Source organism: Nonomuraea sp. NPDC003727 (assembly GCF_053586935.1).
In genome coordinates, this window is record NZ_JBSFNE010000001.1 from 1 (window position 1) to 26335 (window position 26335).

A 26335-nucleotide genomic window follows, 5' to 3' on the forward strand; every position below is an offset into this window, starting at 1 on the left:
TCGAGGGGCTCCTGGATGCGCGAAAAGGAAACGCGACGGGGACCGGCGGGTACGGCGGAGGCGTTGCGCGAGGCTGCCAACAGATGTCCTTCCGAGGGCTCGCGGCGGACTGACTACACGCACGCCAGACAACCTCGCAACGTGAGCAAGAGAAGCGGGTCGTCAAAGGGCAGCGCAAAGGGGCAGTGTAGCCGAACGGCACACGCCTGTCCACTTCGCTCTCGCTGCATGCTCCACGTTGTCCGCAGCATCGCCCGTCCGAGCGGAAACGTCAAGCCCGCGAGCCGGACTTTCGGCCAACTCAAAGCCTGGACGCTGGGATTTCTTCCCTTGGTGACAGATGGCTAGCCGTAGGCCCCAAGACGATACCCGCGAGCCGGGGCCGCTAACGCTCTGTCACACCGAGGTCTGAACCCATGCCGACGATCGGTGGAACCGTGACGGATGTACCCGTCTCACAAGGCTCGCTAAACCTGGAATTTGATAACAATTGAATGTCGGGACATGCCCGACATCAACTGCTGCCTACCAAAGTGGAGAGATCGCCCACCAACCACCGCGAACCATCCTTCACCATGACGAGCCGTACCCGATTCTGGATCACCTGCTGCCGTGGTTCGGCATCGCTCTGCGCCTGCTTGGTCGTCCCCATGTTCACGAACAGGAGAACCGACACCCTGTCCGGCGTGGCGTCCTGCACGGCGGCCCCCGCGACGGAGACCTCCTGGACCGTCCGCTGCTCGGTGGCCCGGGGCACGAGCGACCTGCGCAGCTCCTGGTAGCGGCCGGCCAGCTCGCCGGTGGTGAGGGCCTGCGCCCTGGTGAGATCATCCTCGATCGTCCGGTAGTTGTACGACAGCAGGTCGGGCGCCAGCGCCCGGGCCGCGGCCAGCGCCTGCTCCCCCGCCGCCCGCCCCTCGCGCAGCTCGCTCAGCTCCCCGTGCATCCGCAGCGAGACCCAGCCGAGGAAGGTCACGGCCGCGGCGAGCATCGCCGCCATGACGACTCTCACAGCACCTGCTCCGCTTTCGCGACAAGCCAACGGCCGCCGACCTTGGACAGGTCCATCGACCAGCGGTAGTAGCGGTCCTGCTGGGGCGTCCCCGTGCCCTCCCAGCTGATCGTGGAGTCGGCGACGACCAGCACCTTCGCGGCGTCGCCCGCCATCGAGACCATCCCCGAGGCGCGCACGACCCCGGTCTGGACGACCTTGTTGGCGATCGTGGTCTCCCTCAGCTTGGGCGCCCCTGCGTGGTACTCCGCGTAGGCGACACCCGTGGAGGTCGCGAGGATCTTGGCGATGCTGGCGTCGGCGCTCTTGTAGTTGAGCGAGAGCAGGTTGAGCGCGTGGGCCGCCGCGGCGTCGATCGCCGCCCGGCGGTCGGTCGCCGCCGCCTCCTCGTCGCGCAGCTGCGCGCTCAGCCAGAAGGCAAGCCCCGTGACCAGCACGAGGATCGCCGCCAGCGCGACGATCAGCGCGCGCACCACGGTCGCCGACCGGGAGGAGTCAGCACTGCCTGCCATATCGCGGGATCATAACGCTCGACCCATTCGTCCAGGCCCCGAACATCCGGGTGGGCATCGGTGGAGCGTCCCGCCGCACAGCGCCGCGTCAGCGCACGCCGTTCATGTGCGCGTTGACGAGCCGGGGATACTCCTCCAGCCAGTTGCGGCCGCGCTCGTCGACGAAGGAGCCCTGCGGCGGGATCACTCCGTTGGCGGCCAGCCACGAGCCGGGCGGCTTCTGCGTCCGGCGGATGCCGTTGCCGCTGGGCATCAGCTGCGGCGGGATCGGCGGCAGCGCGCCGGGGTCGTGACCCATCTGCGCCTCGGCCTCCAGCTCGGAGACGTCCTTCTCCTCCGACATGCCGATCGGGCCGTGCCTGCGCGCGTTGAGGAACTGCCTGACCACCGGCTCGTCGCTCGACAGCAGCATCTCGCGCGGGCCGAACATCACCAGCTCACGCCGGAACAGCAGCCCGATGTCGTCGGGCACCGTGCGGGCGGTGTTGATGTCGTGGGTGACGATGAGGAACGTCGCCTCGATCTCGGCGTTGAGGTCGACGATAAGCTGGTTGAGATAGGCGGTCCGGACCGGGTCGAGGCCCGAGTCTGGCTCGTCGAACAGGATGATCTCGGGGTCGAGCACCAGGGCGCGGGCCAGCCCGGCGCGCTTGCGCATGCCCCCGGAGATCTCGCCGGGCAGCTTGCCCTCCGCGCCCACCAGGCCCACCAGCTCCATCTTCTCCATGACGATCTGGCGGATCTGCGACTCGCTCTTCTTGGTGTGCTCGCGCAGCGGGAAGGCGACGTTGTCGTAGAGGCTGAGCGAGCCGAACAGCGCACCGTCCTGGAAGAGCACCCCGAACAGCCTGCGCAGCTCGTAGAGCTTGTTCTCGCTGCAGTTGGCCAGATCGTAGCCGTCGATCCAGATGTGGCCGCGGTCGGGACGCAGCAGGCCCACGAGGGTCTTGAGGAAGACCGACTTGCCGGTGCCGGACGGCCCGAGCAGCACGGAGATCTCGCCGGCGGGGAGGGTCAGCGAGACGTCCTCCCAGATGACCTGCCGACCGAACGACTTGGTCAGCCCATCGACCACGACCTCGACGCCCACAGTCACCTTCCCATCGCCGGTGGTAAGGGATCGCTGTTACGGAGCTTCCCGTGAATTGGAATCCATTCCAATAAAACGCCGAGATTGTTACTGGGCGGTTATGTCAGCGCCTGCAACGCCGGGCGGAGCAGCCTGGCCACCTCGTCGGGCGGGACGTCACGCAGCTCGTCGAGGTCGAGGAGCTGATGGCCGATGGTGACGCCGAGCAGTACCAGCGTGATGAGCGCGGCCTTGGGCCTGGCGTCCCCGCCCTCGATCGCCGCGGCGATCCGCTCGATCTGCCCGCTGAACGTGGCCCGCGCCGACGCGGCGGCCTCCGGATGGGTGAGCATCGAGCGCATCACGGCCAGCGAACTCTGGGGCAGCTCGCCCAGCTTGACGCCGAGCGAACCCAGCAGGTCGTCGACCAGCCGCTCGGCGTCGTCGCCCGCCACCTGGACGGCCCGCTCGAACAGGCCCTGCTTGCTGCCGAAATGCTGCATGACCAGGGCCGGGTCGACGCCTGCCGCGCCGGCGACGGCCCTGATCGTGGTGCGTTCGAAGCCTCTTTCGGCGAACAGCGCGCGAGCCGCCTCGAGGATCCGCCGTTCGGTCCTGGCCCTGCGTTCGGCCCGCGTCAGCGTCACGCCGTCACTCTACTGGCCCCTTGTTCGCTCAACGGTTGTTGAGTAAGTTGGCCGGCATGACAGAGATCGTCACGCGCTTCCACGACGCCATGCGCCACATGTCGGCCGACGAACTCGCCGACCTCTACGCCGAGGACGGCGTCCACGAGTTCCCCTTCCGGATGGCGGGGATGGTGCCGCGCTACAACGGCAGAGAGGAGGTCAGGGCCGGATACACGGCCTCATGGGGCGCCAGCCCGGCCGTCGTCGAGGACATCCGCAACGTCGTCGTCCACCAGAGCGTCGACCCCGAGGTGCTCGTGGTCGAGCACGAGACCGCCGTCACGGTGAACGGCCGGCCGTACACGGTGCCCGGACTGCTCGTCCTGCGGGTGCGCGACGGGAAGATCGTCCACACCCGCGACTACATGGACGCCACCGCGGTCTCCGGCCTGCGCTCAGGCCGAACAGGGTGACGCCGCGCCGACCGCGCGCGGTGCAGCTCTCCCGCACCCCGGGCGGTCATCCTGACGGCCCCGCTGCCACCGGTGCGGGCGCTCGGCTCCATGCCGCCGACGAAAGGGTGGATCCTCCCCTCCCGGACCTCCTGCTGGAACCGGGCGAGGGTCGGCGCGGGGTCGGCGCCGTTGCAGCCGCCGGCCACCATGACGGATAGCCCGGCGCCGGCTGCGTTCGTGCCACCAACGACCGCGGTGGGCGCGGTGGCAGCCAATAGCGGTCCCGGCGGTCGTGCCGGTCGTGCCGGTCGTGCCGGTCGTGCCGGTCGTGCCGGTCGTGCCGGTCGTGCCGGTCGTGCCGGTCGTGCCGGTCGTGGCGGTCGTGGCGACGGTGGCGGTGGCGGCGATCAATGGCGGTCGCGGCGATCGGTGGCGGCGATGGCGGCGGTGGCGACCCAAGGTGTACGGCTCGGCGCCCGCCTTGAGCAGCGCGGCGGCCTCGATCGCTGGGTGTCGGAGGAACAGCACCCCGCCCCCGCCTCCGGTCGAGGAGGCCCGGAGCCGTTGCCGCCTAAGAACCCGTGCGGCGGCGCGCCGAATGCCCAGGGATCCGGAAGCACACCGCCCTCGCCGCACATCACCGTCCTCCAGATCTCCCCGTGCTCCCGGACCTCGCCACTCCCCCGGACTTCGCCACCCTCGAACCTAACCATCCGCCGGACTTCGCCACCCTCGGGACCTCACCATCCGCCGGACCTGGCCACCCTCGGAACCTCACCATCCGCCGACCATCGAGACCATCGCCACCGCGAAAATCACTGGAACCACCGCCATCCGGGGTCTACGAGCAACGCCGGAGCCACTCCCGGGGAACAGGGCACGCGCGGGAACCGTCCCCGTCCGGCGCGCTGTGGGGCGCCGGACCGTCGTGGGGGCGGCCGGGCTTTTCGTCGCCATCCCGAAGGATCCACGGGCCGACGTCGCCATCTCAGGGTCGCCCAGGCCGGGGCCATCCCGAAGAGCCCACGAGCCGACGCCACCATCCCCGGACCGCCCACACCGAGGCCATCCCAAAGAGCCCACGAGCCGACGCCGCCATCGCAGGATCGCCGGGGGCTGCCCGTCGAGGGGCCCGCGGTGGGGATCCCGCCCGTGTATGGCGAACCTGCGGTCTCCACCGCATACGCCGCGGCACCCACACCGCGCCCTAGTGCCGTCGGGCCGGCCGAGGCATACGGCCACCAGCGGGCCCGGCTCTCCGCAGAGCTGGAGATCGCGTCCGTACCCCGAACCTATGGAGTCCAACGCTCATGACCCGCCAAACACACCGCCACAGCCACCACTGCGGCCACGCTCACGACCCGGCCTCGGCCTCCCGCCACACCCCAACGACCGTCACCAGCTGGCCGTGGACCCGTCCAGCGGCTCCGACTCCTGACCCCGCGGCGCGAGCCCGCCCCACGTCCTCAACTCCCCGTCGCGCCCCACGCCCCGCCACGCGGCCCGAACCCGCCTCACGACCCTCCCGTAGCCCGAACGCACCCCCAGGCATCGCCGGACAACGCACGGCCGAGACAACGCAGGGCCGAGACAACACGCTGCCGGAAGACAACCGGCGAGCGAAGCGAGCGCCTCACACAACAACGGACGGAATGCGGCCCGGACGGCGTGTGGGCGAGACGACGTGCGACCTGAACGGCAGCGGGCGAGACAGACCGCAGGACGGACGACGTGCGGGCGAGACAGACCGCAGGACGGATGGCGTGCGTGCGAGACAGCGCACAGGCAGGACGGCGCACAGGCGCGACGGCGCGCAGCCTGGACGGCGTGCGGGCAGGACACTCCGCAGGCCGGGCAGCGCACAAGCGGGACAGCGCACAAGCGGGATGGAAGGCAGGCAGGACAGCGCGCCCTGCCGAGAAAGAGGCGGGCTGAGACGGCGAGCGTCACCGGGCAACGCGCGGACGGGACCGGCGGATGACCAGCACCACGGGTGACCAGCACCGCGAGTGGCTAGGACCACGAGTGGCTAGGACCACGAGCGGCCAAGACCGCAAAAGCCGGGACAACCAAAGCCGGGACGAACGAAAAGGCCGGGACAAACAAAAAGAGCGGAACCCACCCGGCACCAGGGTGTGTTCCGCTCTTTTCAGAAAGACGCGCCGTCTTACTTGACGGTGACGGTGGCGCCGGCGCCCTCGAGGGCAGCCTTGGCCTTCTCCGCCTGGTCCTTGTTGACCTTGCCGTCGAAGACCGGCTTGGGAGCGCCGTCGACCAGGTCCTTGGCCTCCTTCAGGCCGAGGGAGGTCAGCGCGCGGATCTCCTTGATGACCTGGATCTTCTTGTCGCCGGCGGCCTCGAGGATGACGTCGAACTCGTCCTGCTCCGCGGCCTCCTCAGCGGCGGCGACCGGGGCGGCAGCGGCGGCGACGGCGACCGGGGCGGCAGCCTTGACGTCGAAGGTGTCCTCGAACAGCTTCACGAACTCGGAAAGCTCGAGGAGGGTCATCTCCTTGAACGCGTCGAGCAGCTCGTCGGTGCTGAGCTTCGCCATGATGTTTCCTCCGTATGGATCTTGCTAAATGGTGTTACGGGACCGCGGTTGAAGTTGCGGCAATCCCCGGTCTTACTCGCCCGCCTCGGCGCGCTTGGCGCGGAGGGCGTCGGCCAGCTGAGCCATGTTGGTGGGCAGCGCGGCGAACACGGCGGCAGCAGCGGACTGCTTCGCCTTCATCGCGCCGGCCAGCTTCGCGAGGAGAACCTCGCGGGACTCGAGGTCAGCGAGCTTGGTGATCTCGGCGGCGTCGAGGGCTTTGCCCTCCATGAAGCCGCCCTTGATCACCAGAAGGGGATTGGCCTTGGCGAAGTCACGCAGACCCTTGGCGGCCTCGACCACGTCGCCCGTCACGAAAGCGACGGCCGTCGGGCCGACCAGCAGCGAGTCGAGACCCGTCACGCCGGCCTCGTTGGCCGCGATCTTGGTCAGGGTGTTCTTCGCCACGGCGAACTTCGCGTTCCCACCGAGCGACTTACGCAGCTCCTTGAGCTGTGCGACGGTGAGACCGCGGTACTCGGTCAGAACGGCGGCGCTGCTGCCCTCGAACTCACTCTTGAGCTCGGCAACCGCTGTCGCCTTGTCCGCCCTCGCCATGGGCCTCCTTCCAGATGTGCCGCCGGCGAAGGTCTCCGAACATGGAACAAGCCCCGGCGCAGGCGCACGGGGCTCACCCATATGGCAGGAACCACACGGGAAGAACTCGCATCTCACCTACGCGGGCCGTCCACATGACGTGGATCCTTCGGTCACCGGGCCTTGAGGCACCCGGCGACGACCGGCGGTCTTTGGCAAGGACCAGAATAGGGGGCGACTCGTCAAGATGCCAAATCGCCCCCGCTGGATCAGTTCGTGTTCTTGGGGAACTCGCCCACCTGGTCGGCGGGCGGCGCGGCGATGGAGACCGGCTCGTTGAAGCCCTTGAAGAACAGGTTCGCGTTGAACTTCGCGCCCTTCTCGTCTCCGGACATGGCCACCTTGCGCGGCAGACCGTCCGTGCCGACCCAGATGTCGAAGGCGACGTTCTGCAGCTCGGCCAGCTGCTGCCTGGCCTGCTCCTGCTCGTCGGCGGGCAGCTGCTGCACGGCCGCGTCCACGGGGAACGTGCCGCTGTAGTGGGTGGCGTCGACGCCGCCGACGCTCTCGGTGCCGACCTGCTTGACGTTCTGGGAGGCGGTGACGAGCTTGGTGACGTTCGCCAGGTCGAACTGCTGGACCTGGTCGAGGAACTGCTTCGCCTCCGCGCCGCCCTCACTGACCGGGACCTTGATCCACGGCTTGGTGGCGCCGAGCATCTTGTTCAGCGCGTCAACCTTCACGTAGACGGTGTCGCCCTGCAGCACCACACGCCCTCCGCCGGGCAGGCTCTGCCCGCCGAAATTCGCGGTGTCGAGCGTCAGGTCGGCGGCCAGCTGCGGCTTGCTCTGGTAGACCATGCGCCCCTGGACCTTGCCCGTGCCCTCCTGAGGATGCGACAGGTCGATCACACCGTCGACGGTGTAGCTGGTGACGTCCTGCGTCCTCTGCGCGGCCTGCTCCAGGACCTCGGCGGCGGCCAGGTTGGCCTGGATGGGGACCGCCACACCCGTCGCGGTCGTTCCGGTCGATCCACAGCCCGCGACCGCGACAAGGGCGGCGGCGCCCGTGGCGGCGACGGCGAGACTAATCCTGCGCTTCAGCATGCCTCTGACACTACGTCGCGGATTCACGCATTTTGGCTTCCCTCGATCAACTCAGGGAAACGCCAGGGTCATCCCTGACTGCCACCCTCCCCGTTCGACCCGCCGCTCGACCTCCCCCACCAGCCCGGACGGCAGGCGACACGCACGCATCCATCTTTCACACGGACCCACAAGTCTCGCTCCTTTCGCTATCTCGGCCACGCGCGAGACTCCGCCCGCCCTTCCCCACAGGCGCCTCCCGACAAGCGTGGGCCTCCGTCCCACCCGATAGGCGCCGGAGTACCTCGATCACACACCCTCTCCCATCCGGCGAGATCCCATCCGTCCGGCACGCGCGTCCCATCCCCCCGGGGGCGCGCGATCCGTCCACCCGGCAGGCGCGATCCGTCCACCCGACGGGCCCGGGATTCCGCCATCCGGCACGCGTCCCGTTCACTGGCAGGCGCGCGATCCGTCCACCCGGCAGGCGCGATACGTCCACCCGACGGGCCCGGGATCCGTCCACCCGGCGGGCCCGGGATTCCGCCCATCCGGCCGGCCGCTGGATCCCGCCCACCGACCCGTACGGCAAGCCCCGCCACGCGCCACCCCAGGCGCGTGGCGGGCGTCTGTCCCGGGATACGCGTCACCGAGCGCGCGTGGCCGGCCGCCGCTACGGAAGGCCGATGAAGGGCCGTCCGTGACGGCGGGACGCGGCTGGGCTCGAGGAGCGTCCCTTCGACGGAGGGCAACCGGTGACCACGGAGGGGCCTGACCCGGCTTGCCGTACAGACCGGCAAACGCCCCGAGCCCCACCACCACGAGGCCGCACACCCAGCGAACATCCCGAGCCCCACCAGCACAGCGCCGCACAGACCGGCAAATGCCCCGAGCCGCACCACCACGAGGCCGCACACCAGTGAACATCCTGAGCCCCACCAGCACAGCGCCGCACAGACCGGCAAGCGCCCCGAGCCCCACCAGCACCAGGGCGCACACAGCAAACATCCCGAGCCCCACCAACACGGAGCCGCACCAGCATGAGGTTGGGCGAGGCAAGGGACGCCGCTCCAAGGGCCGCCGCGCGTGGAAACGCACGGCCTTCGTGCAACGGAGGCCAGGGACAGACGGAGGCCGGAGACAGACGGAGGCGGGGGGTGGGAAAGGGGAAGGCCCCCGCAGGGAGATCCTGCGGGGGCCTTCGAGTGAGAGGAAGGGGTCAGCCCTCGAGCTCGGCGGTCATCGCGCGAGTCACGTTCGGGTCGACGGGAACGCCGGGGCCCATCGTGGTCGAGAAGGTGACCTTCTTCAGGTAGCGCCCCTTGGCCGCGGACGGCTTGAGACGCAGCACCTCGTCAAGGGCGGCGGCGTAGTTCTCGATGAGCTGGCGCTCGTCGAACGACGTCTTGCCGATGATGAAGTGGAGGTTCGCCTGACGGTCGGTGCGGAACTCGATCTTTCCGCCCTTGATGTCGGTCACGGCCTTGGCCACGTCCGGCGTGACGGTGCCGGTCTTGGGGTTCGGCATGAGACCGCGCGGGCCGAGCACGCGGCCCAGGCGGCCGACCTTGCCCATCAGGTCGGGGGTGGCGACGACGGCGTCGAACTCGTTCAGGCGGTTGCCCTTGGCGATGTCGTCGATGAGCTCGTCGGCGCCGACGATGTCGGCGCCGGCCTCGCGGGCAGCCTCGGCACGGTCACCGGTCGCGAAGACCAGGACCCGGGCGGTCTTACCGGTGCCGTGCGGGAGGTTGACCGTGCCGCGCACGATCTGGTCGGCCTTGCGAGGGTCGACACCCAGCCGCAGCGCCACCTCAACGGTGGCGTCGAACTTGGTGGTGGTGGTCGCCTTGGCGAGCCTCGCGGCCTCGGCGGGCGTGTAGAGCTTGTCGCGGTCGACCTGGGCCGACGCGTTCTTGTGCGCCTTGCTGCGCTTCACTTCGGATCTCCTCGGTGGAGTCTGTGGTCACGGGCCAGCGCCTGGCCCTCCCACGGATGGAACAAATGGATTGCTGGGCAGAAGCCCGTCGGGTGACGGTGGTTCTACCTACTCCGCGACCGTGATGCCCATCGACCGGGCGGTGCCGGCGATGATCTTCTCGGCGGCCTCGATGTCGTTGGCGTTGAGGTCGGGCATCTTGGTCTCGGCGATGCTGCGCAGCTGCTCGCGGCTCAGCTTGCCGACCTTGTCCTTGTGGGGGACCGCAGAACCCTTGTCGAGGCCGAGCGCCTTCTTGATCAGCTCAGGCGCCGGGGGCGTCTTCGTGATGAAGGTGAAGCTGCGGTCCTCGAAAATGGTGATCTCAACGGGGATGATGTTGCCCCGCTGGGCTTCGGTGGCAGCGTTGTACTGCTTCACGAAGTCCATGATGTTGACGCCGTGCGGACCGAGGGCGGTACCGACCGGCGGGGCGGGCGTGGCCTGGCCAGCGGGGAGCTGAACCTTGACCAGCGCCGCGATCTTCTTCTTCGGAGGCATGTGTCCTTCTCCGGGTCCTGATCGTGTTGCCGTCCGCTCGCGGGTGCGGGCGGACATGTCGGAAGGCCGTCCTTCGCGTGGACGGCCTGCCGAACGTCTGTGGTCGACGGAAACGAGTGACGGATCGCCGGCGGCTGGCGCACTGCCGGGGTCACGCGTTACCCGTCGAGTGTATGCGAGCCCGTCAGATCTTCGAGACCTGGTTGAACGACAGCTCGACCGGGGTCTCGCGGCCGAAGATCGACACCAGCACCTTGAGCTTCTGCGACTCGGGGCTGATCTCGCTGACCGAGGCGGGCAGCGTGGCGAACGGACCGTCCATGACGGTGACCGACTCGCCGATCTCGAACTCGACGGCCGGGCCCGAGGCGGCCTTGGTGGTGGCCTTCTTGGTCTCCTCCGTCGGCTCGGGCGCCAGCAGCTTGGCGACCTCGTCGAGGCTGAGCGGGCTCGGCTTGTTGGAAAGGCCGACGAAGCCGGTCACGCCGGGCGTGTTGCGCACCGCGGCCCAGGACTCGTCGGTCAGGTCCATCCGGACGAGCACGTAGCCGGGCAGCACGCGCTCCTTCACGGGGACCTTCTTGCCGCTCTTGAACTCCTGGACGGTGTGCGTGGGCACCTCGACCTGGAAGATGTAGTCCTCCATGTTGAGCGACACGTTGCGGCTCTCGATGTTGGACTTCACGCGGTTCTCGTAACCGGCGTAGGAGTGGATGACGTACCACTCGCCGAGCTGTCCGCGCAGGGACTGCTTGAACTCCTCGACGGGGTCGACGGCTTCCTCGGCCTCGTCGGCCTCCTCAGCCTCGTCGACGACGGTCACCGGAGCCTGGTCGGACTCCTCGACGTCGTCGTCGGCCTCCTCGGCCTCATCGAGCTCGGTCTCCTCGACCTCGTCGATGGCCTCCTCGGCGGCGACGTCGTCGTCCCACTCCTCGCGAGGGGTGTCTGAAGTCTCGGACACGGTGACTTTTCCTCTTTCGTCGAATCGAATGGTGCCTTGTCAGGCGTCGGGTCAGCTACCGCCGAAGATCCGCAGGACGCCCTCCGTGAGCAGGGCGTCAAACCCCGACACGATCGCAACCATGATCAGAACGAATACCAGAACGACCGTGGTGTAAGTGATGAGATCCTTACGCGTCGGCCAGATGACCTTGCGCAGCTCGTTGACGACCTGCCGATAGAAAAGGGCGGGCGAAGTGCGCTTCTGCTTCTTCTCGCCGCTCGGCTTGCCTGCGGTCTCGCTGTGCGTGTCGATCGCCACAGTCCTCACCTGATCTGTCGTATCCAACGCAGTTGCGCGGCGCGCTTGCACGCCTTGCTGCGCGGACCGCACTCAGCAGGGCAAGAGGGACTCGAACCCCCAACCGCCGGTTTTGGAGACCGGAGCGCTACCAATTGCGCCATTGCCCTATGTCGTCAACCACACTACATCGATTGACTGCCTGTCCGGACCGATCGCCGCATCGACATGCGGCGGCAGGACCATGCGAAAGTGTACGGGCGAATGACCTCCACGTCGAACCAGAACACGATCGCCCAGGTCGGGACGGCTTGCCCGCACTACGATGGACCCCATGTCCAGCCGCATCTCCGCACGCATCTCCGCGATCTCAGAGTCCGCCACGCTGGCCGTCGACGCCAAGGCGAAGGCGATGAAGGCAGCGGGCCGTCCCGTCATCGGCTTCGGCGCCGGCGAGCCCGACTTCCCCACGCCCGGCTACATCGTCGAGGCGGCGATCGAGGCGGCACGCGATCCGCGCTTCCACAAGTACACGCCCGCGGGCGGCCTGCCCGAGCTGAAGCAGGCGATCGCCGCCAAGACCCTGCGCGACTCCGGCTACGAGGTCGACGCCTCGCGGGTCCTGGTGACCAACGGCGGCAAGCAGGCCGTCTACCAGGCGTTCGCCGCGCTGCTCGACCCGGGTGACGAGGTCCTGGTCGTCGCGCCGTACTGGACGACCTACCCCGAGGCGATCAAGCTGGCCGGCGGCGTGCAGGTCGACGTCGTCACCGACGAGACGACCGGCTACCTGGCCTCCGTCGAGCAGCTGGAGGCGGCCCGCACCGAGCGCACCAAGGTGCTGCTGTTCGTCTCGCCGTCCAACCCGACGGGCGCCGTCTACCCGCGCGAGCAGGTCGAGGCCATCGGCCGCTGGGCGGCCGAGCACGGCCTGTGGGTCGTCACCGACGAGATCTACGAGCACCTGGTCTACGGCGGCACCGAGTTCACCAGCATCGCCACCGCCGTGCCCGAGCTCGGCGACAAGGTCGTCATCCTGAACGGCGTCGCCAAGACCTACGCGATGACCGGCTGGCGGGTCGGCTGGCTCATCGGGCCCGCCGACGTGGTGAAGGCCGCCACCAACCTGCAGTCCCACGCCACCTCCAACGTCGCCAACGTCTCCCAGATGGCCGCCCTCGCCGCCGTCTCGGGCGACCTGTCGGCGGTGGCGGAGATGCGTGAGGCGTTCGACCGGCGGCGCAAGACCATGGTCAGGATGCTCAACGACATCCCCGGCGTGGTCTGCCCCGAGCCGATGGGCGCCTTCTACGTCTACCCGTCGGTCAAGGCCCTGCTCGGCAAGGAGATCAGGGGCCGGCGCCCGCAGACCTCGGCCGAGCTGGCGGAGCTCATCCTGGAGGAGGCGGAGGTGGCGGTCGTGCCGGGCGAGGCGTTCGGCACGCCGGGCTACTTCCGCCTGTCCTACGCGCTGGGCGACGACGACCTGGTCGAGGGCGTCAGCCGGCTGCAGAAGCTGCTGGCCGAGGCGAGCTGAACCGGGGCCCGTCCCCTCTCCTGCCCGGACACCACCCCGGTCGTCAGCACGGCCGTGGTGGTGTCCAGGGTCCGCTCCCGGTCGCCTGCCGGCGAGCCTCCCAGGGCCCCGCTACCGGGCGGGGGCCACCTGGATGCCGCGGGCCACCGCCATGAGGTCGTTGACCAGGTCGTCGCTCACCTGGACCCGCACGCCGTAGCCCGGTCTGGCCGTCCACAGCACCATGCGGCCCCTGGACAGGCCCGTGCCCGTCACGATGTCGCCGACAAGGGCGGGCCGGCTCCCCACGGTCGTCCTTCGCAGACCGCTGAACCTCTCGCTCGTGGGCCACGAGACGTGCGCGAGGTCCTGCGGGGTGCGCGCCCGCTCCCCCTTCACCACCTCGACCAGGACCGAGCTGCCCGCCCTGGTCCACCATCGGCCGCGACCGTCCATGCCGCCGTCCTGCCCTGCCGTGAACCCCGGCGGGAGATGCGTGACGGTGAGCCCCTCGAATCTCAGGGGCAGGCCCCGCGTGGCGGGAACGGGGACGATCCCGGCGAGGACGCGGTCGATCTCGGGTTCGAGGTTCTCGCTCATCCTGAGGACGACCCCGACTCCGGGCTCCTGCAGCCACAGCCGGCCGGTCAGCCGGCTCCTGGCGCCGTTGCGGTAGGCGGGCCTGCCGTTGACGGTCGTGCGCGTCCCGTTCCGCCAGTCCCCGGCGCTCCAGGCGGCCAGCTCGTCCAGCGAGGCCGCGTGCCTGCCCCTGACGACGGTCAGCGTGATCTGCCTCTCGCCCGCTCCGGTCCACGTCTTGGCCGTCTCCCCGTCGCTCCTCATGGTGAAGCTCTCCAGGTGGAGGCGGGGCGGAAGGTAGGAGACGCGCAGCCCTTCCACGACGCCGCCGGCCGGTCCCGTGGGGTCTATCACCTGGAGTTCTTCGGCGATGGTCCGCACCTCGGCGACGTGGTTCGCGCCGACCGTCACCCTGAGGAGCAGCCCCTGACGCTCGCTCCAGAGCAGGTCCGTCCCGCCGGGGGAGATCTTCGCCTGCCGGCCCCGCGTGGACGTCAGCTGCCCTCCGGCCATCAGTCCGGGCGTGTCGAGGCCGTCCGCCCCGCCGTACCTGCTGACTCTCACGAGGTCGGCGCCCGAGCCCCAGGTGAGCGTGCCCGCCAGGAGCCTGCCCTCGCCGGAGTGACCCTGGACCGGCTCGCCCAGGCCGGGAGGGACGTGGCGGACCACGACGTCGTCGAGGCGGCCCGTGGTGCTCGGCGTGGTGGCCACCCGCTGCTCCCCGGGCGCCAGCACCCATCCGGCCAGCGCCAGCGCCGTCGCCGTCGCCACCGCCGCGATCGAGTGCCTGGTACGGCGCCGCCGCCGCGAGCGCCGTACCACCCGTTCCGCGAGGTCGGGGGCGGCGGCGAGATGGGCGGTGTCCTCGGCCATGGCCTGCCGCAGGCTGCTCTCAAACATCGCTCGGCACCTCATCCATGACGATCAGCCCGCGCAGCTTCGCCAGCGCCTTGGCGGTCTGGCTCTTGACCGTGCCGACGGCGCATCCGAGGGTCTCGGCGGTCTGCGCCTCGGTCAGGTCCTCCCAGTAGCGCAGCACCACCACCGCCCGTTGCCGGGGCGGCAGCAGGCGCAGTCCGTCGGCGAGAACCTGACGCAGCTCGACGCCCGAGTCCGCGCCCGCCACCGGCACCTCGGGGAGCGTGCCCATCGGGATGAACCGCAGGACGGCCCGGCGTCTGGCGCGGTTGATCGCGGTGTTCACGATGATGCGCCTGACGTAGGGTTCGGGGTCGACGTCCTTGCGCAGGCGGTGCCAGCTGCGGTAGGCGCGCTCCAGCGCGGTCTGCAGGACGTCCTCGGCCTCCTCGCGCGAGCCGCAGGACAGGTACGCGAGGCGTAAGAGGCTGGTGCCGCGCGCCGCCACGTACTCGGCGAACGCGGTCACTCGGTGGTCTCCATACCCCTTGTGTACGCCTGGGATCGCGGGAGGGTTGCCCCGGATCAGCCGGGCGACCGGACGGAGGCCGCCAGCGGGACGAGCGCGTGGGCCAGGCCGTCGCTGACGCGGATCCAGGCGCCCGTGCCGGTGCGCTCCAGCCAGGCGATGACCATGCCGCCGCCGGGATGCCTGCCGACCAGGGCGGGCCTGCCGCGGACGGTGGTCTTGCGGGGCTTGGCGACGCTGACGCGCTCGCGGTAGGTCTCCCAGTCGGCGGCGACCGTACCGCGCTCGACCTGGACCTCGACGAACGCCGCACCCGAGGCGTAGCGGGCCCAGCCGCCCTCGACGCCGGGCTCGGGCGCGATGGCGCCGCCGCCGGTGCGGGTGAGGCCTGACGGCAGGTAGGTCAGCCAGAAGTTGTCGGCGACGACCGTGATGCCGGGCACTGCCTCGGGCACGGCGGCGGCGACCGGTGGAGCGGGGGTGGAGATGGCGGGCGGGGTGGTGGAGGGCGCGACCCGCCCGAACCCGGAGGCGAAGATGGCGTGGATGGTCAGAACCGTCACCGCCAGGGCGGCGAGAGCGAGCGCGGCGCGCCGTCCCCCGCCCGTGCCGGCGACCAAGTCGTCAGGCGCCATATCTCCTTGGTGCCCACCGACCCCGCCATGGTCACTTCGCGGGGCGCACCCCCTCGGCGATCTTCTTCAGCTCGGCGGTGATCTCCTCCGTGCTGAGCTCCTTCGCCCGGGACGGGCTCATCGCCACCTCGACGGCGAGATCGTCGGTGAGCCTGAAGCCGAGGGTCGGCGTGCAGCAGGGCTCCTTGCGCGGCTGCGCGCCGAGCTTGTCGTAGTCGCCGCCCTCGTCGATGTCGCCGAGGTAGCCCCGCCTGTCGCCGACGTCGACGCGTTCGACGCCCTCGCGCTTCAGGGTGTCGTCGACGCGCGCGCCGGCCTTGCCCTCGTGGACGAAGACCTGGATGCCGTAGTAGCCGTTCGGCTCGTCGGGCAGGTCGTAGGTCGTCGTGTAGGAGGTGCCGCCGGACGGGCCGTCCCACTTGTTGGACCACTTGCCCCACGCCAGACCGTCCGGCACGTAGCCGAGCGTGATGCCGCCGAACGTGCGGCCGTCGCCCAGGTCGCCGAGCGCCTGGGGCGGGGCCTCCCCGAGCAGCAGCCGGACCGTGGAGCCGGAATCCACCTCCGTGCCCGGCTTGGGCTCCTGGCCGAAGACCTTCTCCGCCCCTGTGGCCTTCTCGGCGACGAGGCCGGCCGCCTGCAGCGCCGCCTGCGCCTCCTCGAACGTCTTGCCCGTCATGTCGGGCACGGTCACCTTGGTCAGCACCCGCACGGTCGACGTGCCGTTGGCCACGCCGCTCGACTCGGGCCCCGCGGTCACCGCCATATAGACCGGCACTCCCGCGGCCAGGACGGCGGTGGCCAGCGCGGCGCCCGCCGTACGGAACCTGATGACGTGGGCGCGGTGCCTCCTGCGCACGCCGGCGCCCAGCGTGGGTGCCGCCTTGACCTCGGCCACGCTCGCCGCCATGGCGTCCGCGAGGGCTTCCTCCACCTTCATACGAGCACTCCTTCCTTGACGTTCTCGCGGATTCTGGCGAGCCCCCGCGCCGCCTGACTCTTGACCGTGCCGAGCGAGCAGCCGAGCATCTGCGCCGTCGCGTGCTCGCTCATGTCCTCCCAGTAGCGCAGCACCAGGACGGCCCGCATGCGCGCGGGCAGCTTGCGGAGCTCCGCGATGAGCGCGTCGCGCAGGTCGAGATCGGGTGAGCGGGCCTCCGTCTCGGGCGGCCTGGAGAACGTGATCTCCTGGATGACCTTGCGGCGGCGGGCGGCCGAGATGGCCGTGTTGACCACGATCCTGCGGGCGTACGCGTCGGGGTTGTCGTGCCTGATGCGCGGCCAGTGCCGGTAGACCTTCTCCAGCGCGTGCTGGACCAGGTCCTCCGCGTCGTGCTGGGTGGCCCCGCACACCAGGATCGCGGTACGCAGCAGGGACGTGCTTCGGGCGGCAAGGAACTCGTCGAAAGCCGCCTCGTCTTCTTCCTTCATCAGCGAGATCCCCTTTCGCCCCTCCCAACGCGTCAACCGGGGGTCAGGTTGAGTGGCACCATATGGAAATGCCACGTCCGCTCGCCGCCCTTCCCAAAGCCCACCTTCACCTGCACTTCACCGGGTCGATGCGGCATTCGACGCTGATCGAGCTGGCCAGGGAGCAGGGCCTGCACCTGCCCGACGCGCTGGAGCAGGACTGGCCGCCCCAGCTCCACGCGACCGACGAGCGGGGCTGGTTCAGGTTCCAGCGCCTCTACGACATCGCCAGGTCGGTGCTGCGCCGCGAGGAGGACATCTACCGGCTGGTGCGCGAGGCGGCGCTGGACGAGGCGGCGGAGGGGTCCGGCTGGCTGGAGATCCAGGTCGATCCGTCGGGTTTCGCCTCCAGGTTCGGCGGGCTGACCGCGACGCTGGAGCTGATGCTGGACGCGGTGGCGAAGGCCGCGGCGGAGGCGAAGATCGGCATCGCGACGGTCGTGGCGGCCAACAGGACCAGGCACCCGCTCGACGCCAGGACGCTGGCCAGGCTGGCCACCCAGTACGCGGGCGAGGGCGTGGTCGGGTTCGGCCTGTCCAACGACGAGCGGCGCGGGCGCGCCCGCGAGTTCGACCACGCGTTCAGGATCGCCAAGCGCGCGGGCCTGCTGGCCGTGCCGCACGGGGGCGAGCTGCTGGGCCCGGAGAGCGTCGAGGAATGCGTCCACGACCTCGGCGCCGACCGGGTGGGCCACGGCGTGCGGGCGGCCGAGTCGCCGCGGCTGATGGAACGGCTGGCCGACCGGCAGATCTGCTGCGAGGTGTGCCCCACGTCGAACGTGGGCCTCGGAGTGGTCGAGGACGCGTCGGCGGTTCCGCTGCGGCGCCTGTTCGACGCCGGAGTGCCGATCGCGCTGGGCGCCGACGACCCGCTGCTGTTCGGCGCGCGGCTGCTGCCGCAGTACGAGCTGGCCCGCGAGGTCTACGGCTTCTCCGACGCCGAGCTGGCGGAGCTGGCCAGGCAGTCGATCAGGGCGTCGACCGCGCCGGAGCAGGTGCGCAAGGAGCTGCTGCGGGGAGTGGACGACTGGCTGGCCGCCCCTGATCCCTCAGCGGAGTGAAGCGGCGATCTCCAGCGCCCGCCGCCTGTCCGGCACCCCTTCGAGCCTGACGGCCACCTCGCCGTCGAACCAGACGAGGGTCGGGCCCGCCAGGCGCAGGGGCAGCTCCGTGCCGTCCTCCCGGTCGACGCGGCTGAGCCGGTGCTCCCGGCCGATCCACCAGCCTTCGGCGCCGTCGACGCTGACGTGCTCGGGCCAGGGCTCGCCGAGCTGCTTGACGAAGTAGGGTCCGAGGCCGTCGAACTGGTCGATCCTGGTGCCGCCGGACCAGAACAGGGAGACGATCCGGCCGCCGTCGCTGACCGTGACCCGCTCGGGCTCGCCCAGCTCGGCGGGCACCTTCACCGGGAACGTCACCAGGCTCCGCGCCGCGTCGAGCGTGACGGCCCGCTCCCCCGGCAGCGGCACGGGCGAGGCGGGCGGTGTGCCGTTCTCGCCCACGCGCAGCTCGATGCCGGCCAGCCGCAGGACGTGGACGACGGCCGCCCTGCCCTGCGGGGTGGCCGCGGTGAGCGCGACGACCGCGACCAGGACGGCGGCCACCAGCCCCCACCTGGACCTGCGCCACCCGCGCCGGCCCACGGGCCGGGCGCCAGGCCGCCCCACGGGATCAGTCGCGCGGCCGGGGTCGTCGTCGGCCTCGGGCCCCGGGGCGTGGCCGGAATCGTCGTCGGCCTCGGGCCCCGGATCTCGGCCGGGCTCGGCCTCGGGCCCCGGGGCGTGGCGGGAATCGTCGTCGGCCTCGGGCCGTGGGGCGGGCTGTTCGAGGCGGGCCCGTACGGCGGCGGCCACGTCGGCGGGCGGCGGGGCGGCGGACACGTCGAGGAAGCCGGCCAGGGCCGTCAGCTCCGCCTCGAGGTCGTCGTCCGGCGGTGTCACGCCGGGCTCGTCGTCAGGCGAGGTCACGTCCCACCTCCTCCCTCAGCCTGGCCAGACCGCGATGCGTCCTGGACTTGACCGTGCCGACCGGCCAGTCGAGCACCTGTGCCGTCTCCTGCTCCGACAGCTGCAAGAAGTACCTGCAGACCACGGCTTGCCGTTCCCGATCAGGCAGCTCGCGGACGGCGGCCAGCAGCCGCGCCCTGCGGTCGTCGGCGATCGCCGCGCCCTCCGGGTCGTCGGGCGCCTGCGCCGGGGCGAGCGCGCCGAGCCGCAGCGTCAGCTCCGACCTGCGCCCGCGCGACCTGGTCAGGTTGTGCGTCTCGTTGGCGACGATCCGCAGCAGCCACGGGCGGAACGGCGCGTCCATCCGGAAGCCGCCCAGGTGCCTGAACGCCTTGACGAACGCCTCCTGCACCACGTCGTCGGCCTCGTCGCCCGCGCCGAGCATGGCGGCGGTGCGGTGGGCGAGCGCGCTGTAACGGGCGACCAGCACCTCGTAGGCGGCAAGGTCACCGTCCAGGGATCGGGCTATCGCCTCGGCGTCGTCCATGGGCAGGAGAGATTCCATCGCATGAACGCCGCTTCCGTCCATAACGTGATTGCCAGGGACGACCGGGCACTAGACTGCTGGGCCGACCGGTTTTCCATGGAGGAACGGACTTATGTCATCTGGGTACGACCGCGTGGTGCAACCGGCGGCCGGCGACGAGGCTCTGGAGAACCACCTCGGCGGCGACGAGGCGAAGAACTACCGCCAGTACGAGTTCGACATGGTCGCGCCCCACGTCGGCCGCTCGATGCTCGAGATCGGCTCCGGTCTCGGCCACTTCGCCGAGCAGTTCCTGCCCCGCCTCGACCGGCTCGTGGTGAGCGACTTCGACCCCTACTGCGTCGACCAGCTGCGCAAGCGCTTCGCTGACCGCTCCGACATCGACGTGCTGCACTTCGCGCTCCCGGACCCGGTTCCGATGGAGAAGAAGGTCGACACGGTCGTCATGATGAACGTCCTCGAGCACATCGAGGAGGACTCCGAGGCGCTGCGCTCGCTGGCCCGCGTCGTCACGCCGGGCGGCCGCATCATCATCTGGGTGCCGGGCTACATGCAGCTCTACGGAGACTTCGACAAGAAGGTCGGCCACGTCCAGCGCTACACGCCCAAGACCCTGCGCAGCTCGGTCGCCAAGGCGGGCCTCGACATCGACGTGCTGAAGCCGATCAACTTCCTGGGCGGCATCGCCTGGTGGGCGGCCGTGCGCCGCGGCGGCGTCGGCTACCCCGACCCGCGCCTGGTGAAGATCTACGACCGCACCGTGGTGCCCGCCACCCGGCTGCTCGAGCGCTTCATCCGCCCGCCCTTCGGCCAGACGGTCTTCTGCGTCGCCCGCGTGCCCCGCTGACCCTCTTCCCGTCCAGCCCCCGTACGACCTCTTGCCGGGCGCGCCGTCCAGCCTCCCGTACGGCAAGCCTCGCCACGGCCACCGAGATCACTCGGTGGCCGTCCGTCTTTCACGCGTACTCCAGCAGGACTCCGGCCGGTCGCCGCTACGCCGCCCGTATGGCCGGCCCCGTGGCCGATGCTGAACGCCTGGGCCGCCCCGCCCCGCCGCGCCGAAGCCGCCACGCCGGCCGGCCCGTCGTCTGCCGCCCCGGCCCCGCACGCTCGCCTGCCGTCTCCCTGGAGGGACGCCGGCCCCGCGCGGAGGGTGGGCTGGACCGGGCTTGCCGTACGGGCGCCCGACGACCGGCACCCGCGCACGACGCCCGCCTTGAAGATCCGGCTGAGGGTAACGCCGGCCGGGGATGGTCACGGGCAGGGGTGGGGATCAGAATCCGAAGAGAACGGTGGACGGAGATGGGCGGCCGTTATGACCGAGTACGCGCAGGCGCGAGAGGTGGCGGAGCAGGCCAGGCAGGCCGAATGGGAGCGGCCGAGCTTCGGTAGGCAGCTCTTCCTGGGCGACTTCAGGCTCGATCTGGTGCATCCGATGCCCGCGCTCGACGAATCAGCCACCACGAGGGGCGAGGAGTTCGTCAGGGCGCTGCGGCGCTTCCTCGACCGGCAGGTCGATCCGGCGGAGATCGAGCGGACCGCGGTGGTGCCGGACGAGGTCATCAAGGGCCTGGCGGGCCTCGGCGCGTTCGGGATCACGATCGAGGAGGAGTACGGCGGTCTCGGACTGTCCCACCTGTACTACAGCCGGGCGCTCATGCTGGTCGGCTCCTACTCCCCTGCGCTGTCGGCGCTGCTGTCGGCGCACCAGTCGATCGGGGTGCCGCAGCCGCTGCGGCTGTTCGGCACCGAGGAGCAGAAGCGGGAGTTCCTGCCGCGCTGCGCCCGGGGGGAGATCTCGGCGTTCCTGCTGACCGAGCCGGACGTGGGCTCCGATCCCGCGAGGCTGTCCACGACGGCCGTCCGCGACGGCGACGAGTACGTGCTCGACGGCGTCAAGCTGTGGACGACGAACGGCGTGCTCGCCGATCTGCTGGTCGTGATGGCGAGGACCGGGGAGAGGATCAGCGCCTTCGTGGTGGAGGCCGGCTCGCCCGGGATCACCGTGCAGCGGCGCAACGCGTTCATGGGCCTGCGCGGCATCGAGAACGGCGTCACGCGGTTCGCCGGTGTCCGGGTCCCGGCCAGGAACCGGATCGGCCGCGAGGGCGCGGGCCTGAAGATCGCGCTGACCACGCTCAACACCGGCCGGCTGTCGCTGCCGGCCACCTGCGCGGGCAACGCCAAGTGGGCGACGAAGATCGCGCGGGAGTGGTCCGCCGCCCGGGTGCAGTGGGGGCACCGGATCGGCGAGCACGAGGCGGTGGCGACCAAGCTGGCTTTCATCGCCGCCACCGCCTACGCGCTGGAGGCGGTGACGGACCTGTCGAGCAGGATGGCCGACGACGAGTCCACCGACATCAGGATCGAGGCCGCGCTGGCGAAGCTGTTCGCCAGCGAGATGGCCTGGCGGGTGGGCGACGAACTGGTCCAGATCAGGGGCGGGCGCGGCTACGAGACCGCCGAGTCGCTGGCCGCCAGGGGGGAGCGGGGCGTGCCTGCCGAGCAGGTCCTGCGGGACCTGCGCATCAACCGCATCTTCGAGGGCTCCTCGGAGATCATGCGGCTGCTGATCGCGCGTGAGGCCGTGGACGCGCATCTCTCGGTCGCGGGAGAGCTGGTCGACCCGGGGGCCTCCCGGCAGGACCGGACCAGGGCGTTGAAGCGCGCCGGCGCCTTCTACGCCAGGTGGCTGCCCGGCCTGATGGTCGGCCACGGCACGCTGCCGGTCTCCTACGCCGACTTCGGCCCGCTGGCCCAGCACCTGCGGCAGGCCGAGCGGAGCAGCCGCAAGCTGGCCAGGTCCACCTTCTACGCGATGTCCAGGTGGCGGGGCGCACTGGAGCACCGGCAGTCCTTCCTCGGCAGGATCGTCGACATCGGCGCGGAGCTGTTCGCGATGACCGCCGTCTGCCTGCGCGCCGACGAGGACTCGCGCGATCTCGGCCGCCGCCCGGTGGAGCTGGCCGACGCGTTCTGCCGCCAGGCCGCCGCGCGGGTCGACGCGCTGTTCGAGCGGCTATGGCACAACACCGACGCGCACGACGCCCGGGTGGCGCGCTATCTCCTCGAGGGCCGCTACGCCTTCCTGGAGGAAGGGGTGCTCGACCCGTCCATCGACGGTCCGTGGATCGCCTCCCCCTCGGGTGACGATGACGTACGCCGTCATCTTGGTGCTTGATTAGTAATATAAAAGGCCTTGTTTCACGCAGAATCGTGCAGGATGCTCGACACAGGGCACCCTCGCATCACATCCGGTCTAGACCGCGTCAGCCTTTGTGTTGTGAAACCGAGACCAGCCGGTATAGACCGGCCGCCGAACAGGGGCTTACTCTGACGCAAACGCGCGGAGCCGCGGCCCGCGCGCACCCCCAACCCCTGGGCGGTGTCAGGTGGCTGGTACGGACCAGCGCACCCGTCCGATGAGAAGGCGGTATCTACGGTGAACATCAAGCTTGTGGGCGGCGCCGCTCTCGGCCTTGCCACCATGCTGGTCCTGTCCGCGTGCGGGGGCGGCGGCTCCCAGCCCGCCACCGGCGGCGACTCCACCGGTCAGGCCGGCGGCCAGGTCACGCTGAAGATGGTGGCCGCCGACTACGGCGACAACCCGACGGCCGACAACGCGGGCACGAAGTTCTGGAAGTCGGTCGTGGACCAGTTCCAGGCGGCCAACCCCAACATCAAGGTCGACGTCCAGGTCATCTCCTGGAACGACATCGACAAGCAGGTCGCCACCATGGTCCAGAACGGCCAGGTGCCCGACATCCTCCAGACCGGCGACTACTCCGGCTTCGTCAAGGACGGCCTGCTCTACAAGGCCGACGAGGTCCTGTCGCCCGAGGTGTCGAAGGACATGCTCACCAAGTTCGCCGACTTCGGCAAGGTCGACGGCACCGCCTACGGCATCCCGTTCGTCTCCTCCGCCCGCGCGCTCTTCTACAACAAGGAGCTGTTCGAGAAGGCCGGCGTCGCCGAGCCGCCCAAGACGTGGGACGAGCTCAAGGCCGCGGCGGAGAAGCTGAAGGCGGCCGGCGTCAGCCAGCCGTTCGGCCTGCCGCTCGGCCAGGAGGAGGCACAGGGCGAGTCCTTCCTGTGGATGCTGGGCAACGGCGGCGGCTACACCGACGCCTCCGGCAAGTGGACGGTCAACTCGCCGGCCAACGTCGAGGCGTTCACGTACGTCAAGGGCCTGGTCGACGCCGGCCTCACCACCCCGAACCCGGGCACCAAGGACCGCAAGACGGTCTGGGAGGACTTCGCCGCGGGCAAGGTCGGCATGGTCAACGGCGGCCCCATGTCCATCCCGATCTTCGACAAGGGCGCCGTGAACGGCAAGTACGCCGTCGCCCCGATCGCCGGCAAGACCGGCCCGCTCGACACGACCCTCGGCGTCATGGACTGGATCATGGCGTTCAACAAGAACGGCCACGCCGCCGAGATCAGGAAGTTCTTCGACTTCTTCTACACCGGCGACGCCACCCAGAAGATCGTCGACAACTACAAGCTGCTGCCCGTGACCAACGGCGGCATCCAGAAGCTGTCGGGTGACGAGAAGCTCAAGCCCTTCCTCGACGCGCTGCCCAACGCCAGCTTCTACCCCTTCAAGGACCCCAAGTGGTCCGAGGTGAACACCACGATCAAGCAGACGATCGGCGGGGCCGTCAAGGACGACCCGGCGAAGGTGCTCGGCGACATCCAGAAGGTCGCCGAGGGCAGCTGATCCTCAGGGGTCGGTACGGCCGGCGCTCCCCCGCGCCGGCCGTACCCGTATGGAAGGTTCTTCATGAAAAGGTTGCGCGTCCTGGAGCCCCTGGCATGGGTCGGGCCCGCGGTGGTGCTGATCGCGGTGGTCGTCCTGTGGCCGGTCATCGAGATGGTGCGGACGTCGTTCCTGGAGGTCAGCCGGTTCGGCGTGGTCCGCGGCTGGAACGGCACCGAGAACTACGACAAGCTCTTCGCCGAAACCGACTTCTGGCCGGTGATGTTCCGCAGCCTCGTCTGGGTGGTCGCGGTCGTCGGGTTCACCGTGCTGATCTCGCTGGCGCTGGCTCAGCTGTTCAACCAGAGGTTCCCCGGACGCAAGATCGCCCGGTGGGCGCTCATCGCCCCGTGGGCCGCCTCCGTGCTCATGACGTCGATCATCTTCAAGTGGATGCTCGACCCCGAGGTCGGGATCATCAACCTGATCCGGCGTGACCTCGGGCTGATCCCCGCGATGGGCGGCGCCGACGCCGACCAGCTCGGCCAGGCCGCCACCGCGTTCCCCTGGCTGATCTTCGTGGCGGTGTTCGTGTCGGTGCCGTTCACCACCTACGCGCTGCTGGCCGGCCTGGCCACGATCCCCTCGGACGTCTACGAGGCGGCCAGGATGGACGGCGCCTCCACGTTCAGGACGTACTGGTCGATCACGCTGCCGCTGCTGCGACCGGCCCTCACCGTCGCCGCGCTGATCAACGTGATGAACGTCTTCAACAGCTTCCCGATCATCTGGTCGATGACCCACGGCCAGCCGGGCTACTCCACCGCGACCTCGACGATCTTCATGTTCATCCTCAAGGGCTCGAACATCGGCGAGTCGGCGGCGATGTCGGTGGTGAACTTCGGCATGGTGATCATCCTCACCGCCATCTTCCTCAAGATCTCCAAGTGGAAGCAGGAGGTGGCGTGATGGCCCACTCCCGTGCCGTCACCGGCGGTCCGATGCCGTCGCTCAAGAAGGTGCTGGTCGCCGCCGCGGCCTACCTGATCGCCTTCGTCTTCCTGTTCCCCTACCTGGTCATGCTGCTCACCGCGCTGCGCCCGCAGGCCAGCCTGCGCGAGGCGGCCTACCTCCCGTCGTCGTTCGAGTGGTCCAACCTGCTGAACTTCTGGACCGGCGGCCTGGCCGACAACCTGCTCGTGACGCTGAAGGTGGCGGGGGGCTCGACCCTGCTCGTGCTCCTGGTGGCGCTGCCGGCGGCGTACTACTCGGCCCGGCACAACTTCAGGGGGCGCACGGCGTTCCTGATCCTGGTGCTCATCACCCAGATGTTCCAGCCGACCGCGATGCTCGTCGGCATCTACCGGGAGTTCTTCCAGTTCGGCCTGGTCGACTCGACATGGTCGCTGATCCTGGTCAACGGCGGGTTCAACCTGGCCTTCGCGGTGTGGATCCTCAACGCCTACTTCGCCTCGATCCCGAGGGAACTGGAGGAGGCGGCGTTCATGGACGGCAACGGGCGCTTCGGCGCGCTGTTCAGGATCACGCTGCCGCTGGCGATGCCGGGCGTCATCACCGCGCTGATCTTCACGTTCATCGCCGCGTGGAACGAGTTCGTGGTCGCGCTGACGCTGACGACCAGCCCGGAGAAGCAGCCGCTGACCGTGGCGCTGAACTCCTTCATCGGGCAGTACTCGGTGGACTGGCAGAACCTGTTCGCCGGCTCGGTGATCGCCACCATCCCGGTGATCATCCTGTTCGCGCTGATCGAGCGGAAGGTGGTCGGCGGCCTCACCGCCGGCTCCATCAAGTAGACCCCCTCCCCGCGCCGCCGCCCGCGATCCCTCCGCGCGGGCGGCGGCGCACCCCTTTTCCGAGCTCGGCCTTCGCCCTATTCCGCCTGCCCGGGGCCCTCCCGCCGGTCTGAGGCGCCACCCGGGGG

The 26335-nt window shown here is 69.9% G+C and carries 27 protein-coding genes and 1 tRNA gene; 8 read left to right on the top strand and 20 right to left on the bottom strand.

What is annotated here, in order from left to right; all coding sequences use genetic code 11:
* Positions 1 to 514 precede the first annotated feature (514 nt).
* From ACWDLG_RS00005 to ACWDLG_RS00020, 4 genes are all read right to left on the bottom strand, one after another.
* On the bottom strand, positions 515 to 1012 hold the full coding sequence (locus tag ACWDLG_RS00005) for a hypothetical protein (RefSeq protein ID WP_449914205.1): 498 nt from the start codon (positions 1010 to 1012) through the stop codon (positions 515 to 517).
* Positions 1009 to 1524 carry a hypothetical protein gene (locus tag ACWDLG_RS00010; RefSeq protein WP_449914207.1) on the bottom strand — a complete coding sequence of 172 codons (516 nt, stop codon included), beginning with the start codon at positions 1522 to 1524 and terminating at the stop codon, positions 1009 to 1011. Before ACWDLG_RS00010 ends, ACWDLG_RS00005 begins: the two co-directional genes overlap by 4 nt.
* Positions 1525 to 1612: 88 nt before the next feature.
* The gene (locus ACWDLG_RS00015; RefSeq protein WP_354913842.1) at positions 1613 to 2614 is read right to left on the bottom strand and encodes an ABC transporter ATP-binding protein; all 1002 of its coding nucleotides are present in this window, start codon (positions 2612 to 2614) and stop codon (positions 1613 to 1615) included.
* Between the two features lie 98 nt (positions 2615 to 2712).
* Positions 2713 to 3240, bottom strand: a complete 528-nt coding sequence (locus ACWDLG_RS00020) for a TetR family transcriptional regulator (protein ID WP_449914211.1) — start codon at positions 3238 to 3240, stop codon at positions 2713 to 2715.
* Between the two features lie 56 nt (positions 3241 to 3296).
* On the opposite strand from ACWDLG_RS00020, the gene ACWDLG_RS00025 reads away from it, so the two are divergent.
* Complete coding sequence (locus ACWDLG_RS00025) at positions 3297 to 3695, top strand: nuclear transport factor 2 family protein (protein WP_449914212.1); 399 nt, start codon at positions 3297 to 3299, stop codon at positions 3693 to 3695.
* Here the strand turns inward: ACWDLG_RS00025 and ACWDLG_RS00030 are convergent.
* From ACWDLG_RS00030 to ACWDLG_RS00070, 9 genes are all read right to left on the bottom strand, one after another.
* Positions 3644 to 3952, bottom strand: a complete 309-nt coding sequence (locus tag ACWDLG_RS00030; protein ID WP_449914214.1) for a hypothetical protein — start codon at positions 3950 to 3952, stop codon at positions 3644 to 3646. The genes ACWDLG_RS00025 and ACWDLG_RS00030 overlap by 52 nt on opposite strands.
* Before the next feature lie 1892 nt (positions 3953 to 5844).
* On the bottom strand, positions 5845 to 6231 hold the full coding sequence (rplL, locus tag ACWDLG_RS00035; protein ID WP_354913847.1) for a 50S ribosomal protein L7/L12: 387 nt from the start codon (positions 6229 to 6231) through the stop codon (positions 5845 to 5847).
* Positions 6232 to 6303: 72 nt separating this feature from the next.
* The gene (gene rplJ / locus ACWDLG_RS00040) at positions 6304 to 6828 is read right to left on the bottom strand and encodes a 50S ribosomal protein L10 (protein WP_354913849.1); all 525 of its coding nucleotides are present in this window, start codon (positions 6826 to 6828) and stop codon (positions 6304 to 6306) included.
* A gap of 248 nt (positions 6829 to 7076) precedes the next feature.
* Positions 7077 to 7913, bottom strand: coding sequence for an LppX_LprAFG lipoprotein (locus tag ACWDLG_RS00045; protein WP_449914216.1), 837 nt, complete (start codon positions 7911 to 7913; stop codon positions 7077 to 7079).
* 1198 nt (positions 7914 to 9111) lie between these two features.
* On the bottom strand, positions 9112 to 9831 hold the full coding sequence (gene rplA, locus ACWDLG_RS00050; RefSeq protein ID WP_449914218.1) for a 50S ribosomal protein L1: 720 nt from the start codon (positions 9829 to 9831) through the stop codon (positions 9112 to 9114).
* 108 nt (positions 9832 to 9939) lie between these two features.
* The gene (gene rplK / locus ACWDLG_RS00055) at positions 9940 to 10371 is read right to left on the bottom strand and encodes a 50S ribosomal protein L11 (RefSeq protein ID WP_327087736.1); all 432 of its coding nucleotides are present in this window, start codon (positions 10369 to 10371) and stop codon (positions 9940 to 9942) included.
* Positions 10372 to 10555: 184 nt separating this feature from the next.
* Positions 10556 to 11335, bottom strand: coding sequence for a transcription termination/antitermination protein NusG (nusG, locus tag ACWDLG_RS00060; protein WP_449914220.1), 780 nt, complete (start codon positions 11333 to 11335; stop codon positions 10556 to 10558).
* A gap of 51 nt (positions 11336 to 11386) precedes the next feature.
* A complete protein-coding gene (gene secE / locus ACWDLG_RS00065; RefSeq protein ID WP_449914222.1) occupies positions 11387 to 11635 on the bottom strand; it encodes a preprotein translocase subunit SecE in 249 nt (82 codons plus the stop codon).
* Positions 11636 to 11711: 76 nt separating this feature from the next.
* Positions 11712 to 11784 (bottom strand) — tRNA-Trp (locus ACWDLG_RS00070).
* Positions 11785 to 11948: 164 nt separating this feature from the next.
* On the opposite strand from ACWDLG_RS00070, the gene ACWDLG_RS00075 reads away from it, so the two are divergent.
* Positions 11949 to 13151: a pyridoxal phosphate-dependent aminotransferase gene (locus ACWDLG_RS00075; protein ID WP_449914225.1), complete on the top strand. Its 1203-nt coding sequence runs from the start codon at positions 11949 to 11951 to the stop codon at positions 13149 to 13151.
* A 111-nt stretch (positions 13152 to 13262) separates the two neighbouring features.
* Here ACWDLG_RS00075 and ACWDLG_RS00080 read toward each other — a convergent pair whose 3' ends face one another.
* From ACWDLG_RS00080 to ACWDLG_RS00100, 5 genes are read right to left on the bottom strand one after another with little or no spacing between them, the layout of a single operon-like run.
* Positions 13263 to 14609, bottom strand: a complete 1347-nt coding sequence (locus tag ACWDLG_RS00080; protein WP_449914228.1) for a hypothetical protein — start codon at positions 14607 to 14609, stop codon at positions 13263 to 13265.
* Positions 14602 to 15096: a SigE family RNA polymerase sigma factor gene (locus ACWDLG_RS00085; protein WP_449914230.1), complete on the bottom strand. Its 495-nt coding sequence runs from the start codon at positions 15094 to 15096 to the stop codon at positions 14602 to 14604. The genes ACWDLG_RS00080 and ACWDLG_RS00085 overlap by 8 nt, the downstream gene beginning before the upstream one ends.
* 56 nt (positions 15097 to 15152) lie before the next feature.
* Positions 15153 to 15731 (bottom strand): hypothetical protein, encoded by a 579-nt coding sequence (locus ACWDLG_RS00090; protein WP_449914232.1) that lies wholly within the window; start codon positions 15729 to 15731, stop codon positions 15153 to 15155.
* Between the two features lie 31 nt (positions 15732 to 15762).
* Entirely contained in the window at positions 15763 to 16671 is a 909-nt protein-coding gene (locus ACWDLG_RS00095; RefSeq protein ID WP_449914234.1) for a PASTA domain-containing protein, read from the bottom strand.
* On the bottom strand, positions 16668 to 17162 hold the full coding sequence (locus ACWDLG_RS00100; protein WP_354913866.1) for a SigE family RNA polymerase sigma factor: 495 nt from the start codon (positions 17160 to 17162) through the stop codon (positions 16668 to 16670). Before ACWDLG_RS00100 ends, ACWDLG_RS00095 begins: the two co-directional genes overlap by 4 nt.
* A 62-nt stretch (positions 17163 to 17224) precedes the next feature.
* Between ACWDLG_RS00100 and ACWDLG_RS00105 the strand changes: the two genes are divergently transcribed.
* Complete coding sequence (locus ACWDLG_RS00105; protein ID WP_449914237.1) at positions 17225 to 18262, top strand: adenosine deaminase; 1038 nt, start codon at positions 17225 to 17227, stop codon at positions 18260 to 18262.
* On the opposite strand, the gene ACWDLG_RS00110 is transcribed toward ACWDLG_RS00105, so the two are convergent.
* Positions 18251 to 19168 carry a hypothetical protein gene (locus ACWDLG_RS00110; protein ID WP_449914238.1) on the bottom strand — a complete coding sequence of 306 codons (918 nt, stop codon included), beginning with the start codon at positions 19166 to 19168 and terminating at the stop codon, positions 18251 to 18253. The two genes, ACWDLG_RS00105 and ACWDLG_RS00110, sit on opposite strands and share 12 nt — an antisense overlap.
* Positions 19155 to 19712 carry an RNA polymerase sigma factor gene (locus ACWDLG_RS00115; protein WP_449914241.1) on the bottom strand — a complete coding sequence of 186 codons (558 nt, stop codon included), beginning with the start codon at positions 19710 to 19712 and terminating at the stop codon, positions 19155 to 19157. Before ACWDLG_RS00115 ends, ACWDLG_RS00110 begins: the two co-directional genes overlap by 14 nt.
* Positions 19713 to 19806: 94 nt before the next feature.
* On the opposite strand from ACWDLG_RS00115, the gene ACWDLG_RS00120 reads away from it, so the two are divergent.
* The 5 genes from ACWDLG_RS00120 (at position 19807) to ACWDLG_RS00140 (ending at position 26207) form a co-directional block, all read left to right on the top strand.
* Positions 19807 to 20541: a class I SAM-dependent methyltransferase gene (locus tag ACWDLG_RS00120; RefSeq protein WP_354913874.1), complete on the top strand. Its 735-nt coding sequence runs from the start codon at positions 19807 to 19809 to the stop codon at positions 20539 to 20541.
* A gap of 468 nt (positions 20542 to 21009) precedes the next feature.
* Complete coding sequence (locus ACWDLG_RS00125) at positions 21010 to 22875, top strand: acyl-CoA dehydrogenase family protein (protein WP_449914243.1); 1866 nt, start codon at positions 21010 to 21012, stop codon at positions 22873 to 22875.
* 261 nt (positions 22876 to 23136) lie between these two features.
* Complete coding sequence (locus ACWDLG_RS00130; protein ID WP_449914246.1) at positions 23137 to 24414, top strand: extracellular solute-binding protein; 1278 nt, start codon at positions 23137 to 23139, stop codon at positions 24412 to 24414.
* Between the two features lie 63 nt (positions 24415 to 24477).
* Complete coding sequence (locus tag ACWDLG_RS00135) at positions 24478 to 25362, top strand: carbohydrate ABC transporter permease (RefSeq protein WP_354913880.1); 885 nt, start codon at positions 24478 to 24480, stop codon at positions 25360 to 25362.
* Positions 25362 to 26207 carry a carbohydrate ABC transporter permease gene (locus ACWDLG_RS00140; RefSeq protein WP_354913882.1) on the top strand — a complete coding sequence of 282 codons (846 nt, stop codon included), beginning with the start codon at positions 25362 to 25364 and terminating at the stop codon, positions 26205 to 26207. The genes ACWDLG_RS00135 and ACWDLG_RS00140 overlap by 1 nt, the downstream gene beginning before the upstream one ends.
* Positions 26208 to 26335 lie beyond the last annotated feature (128 nt).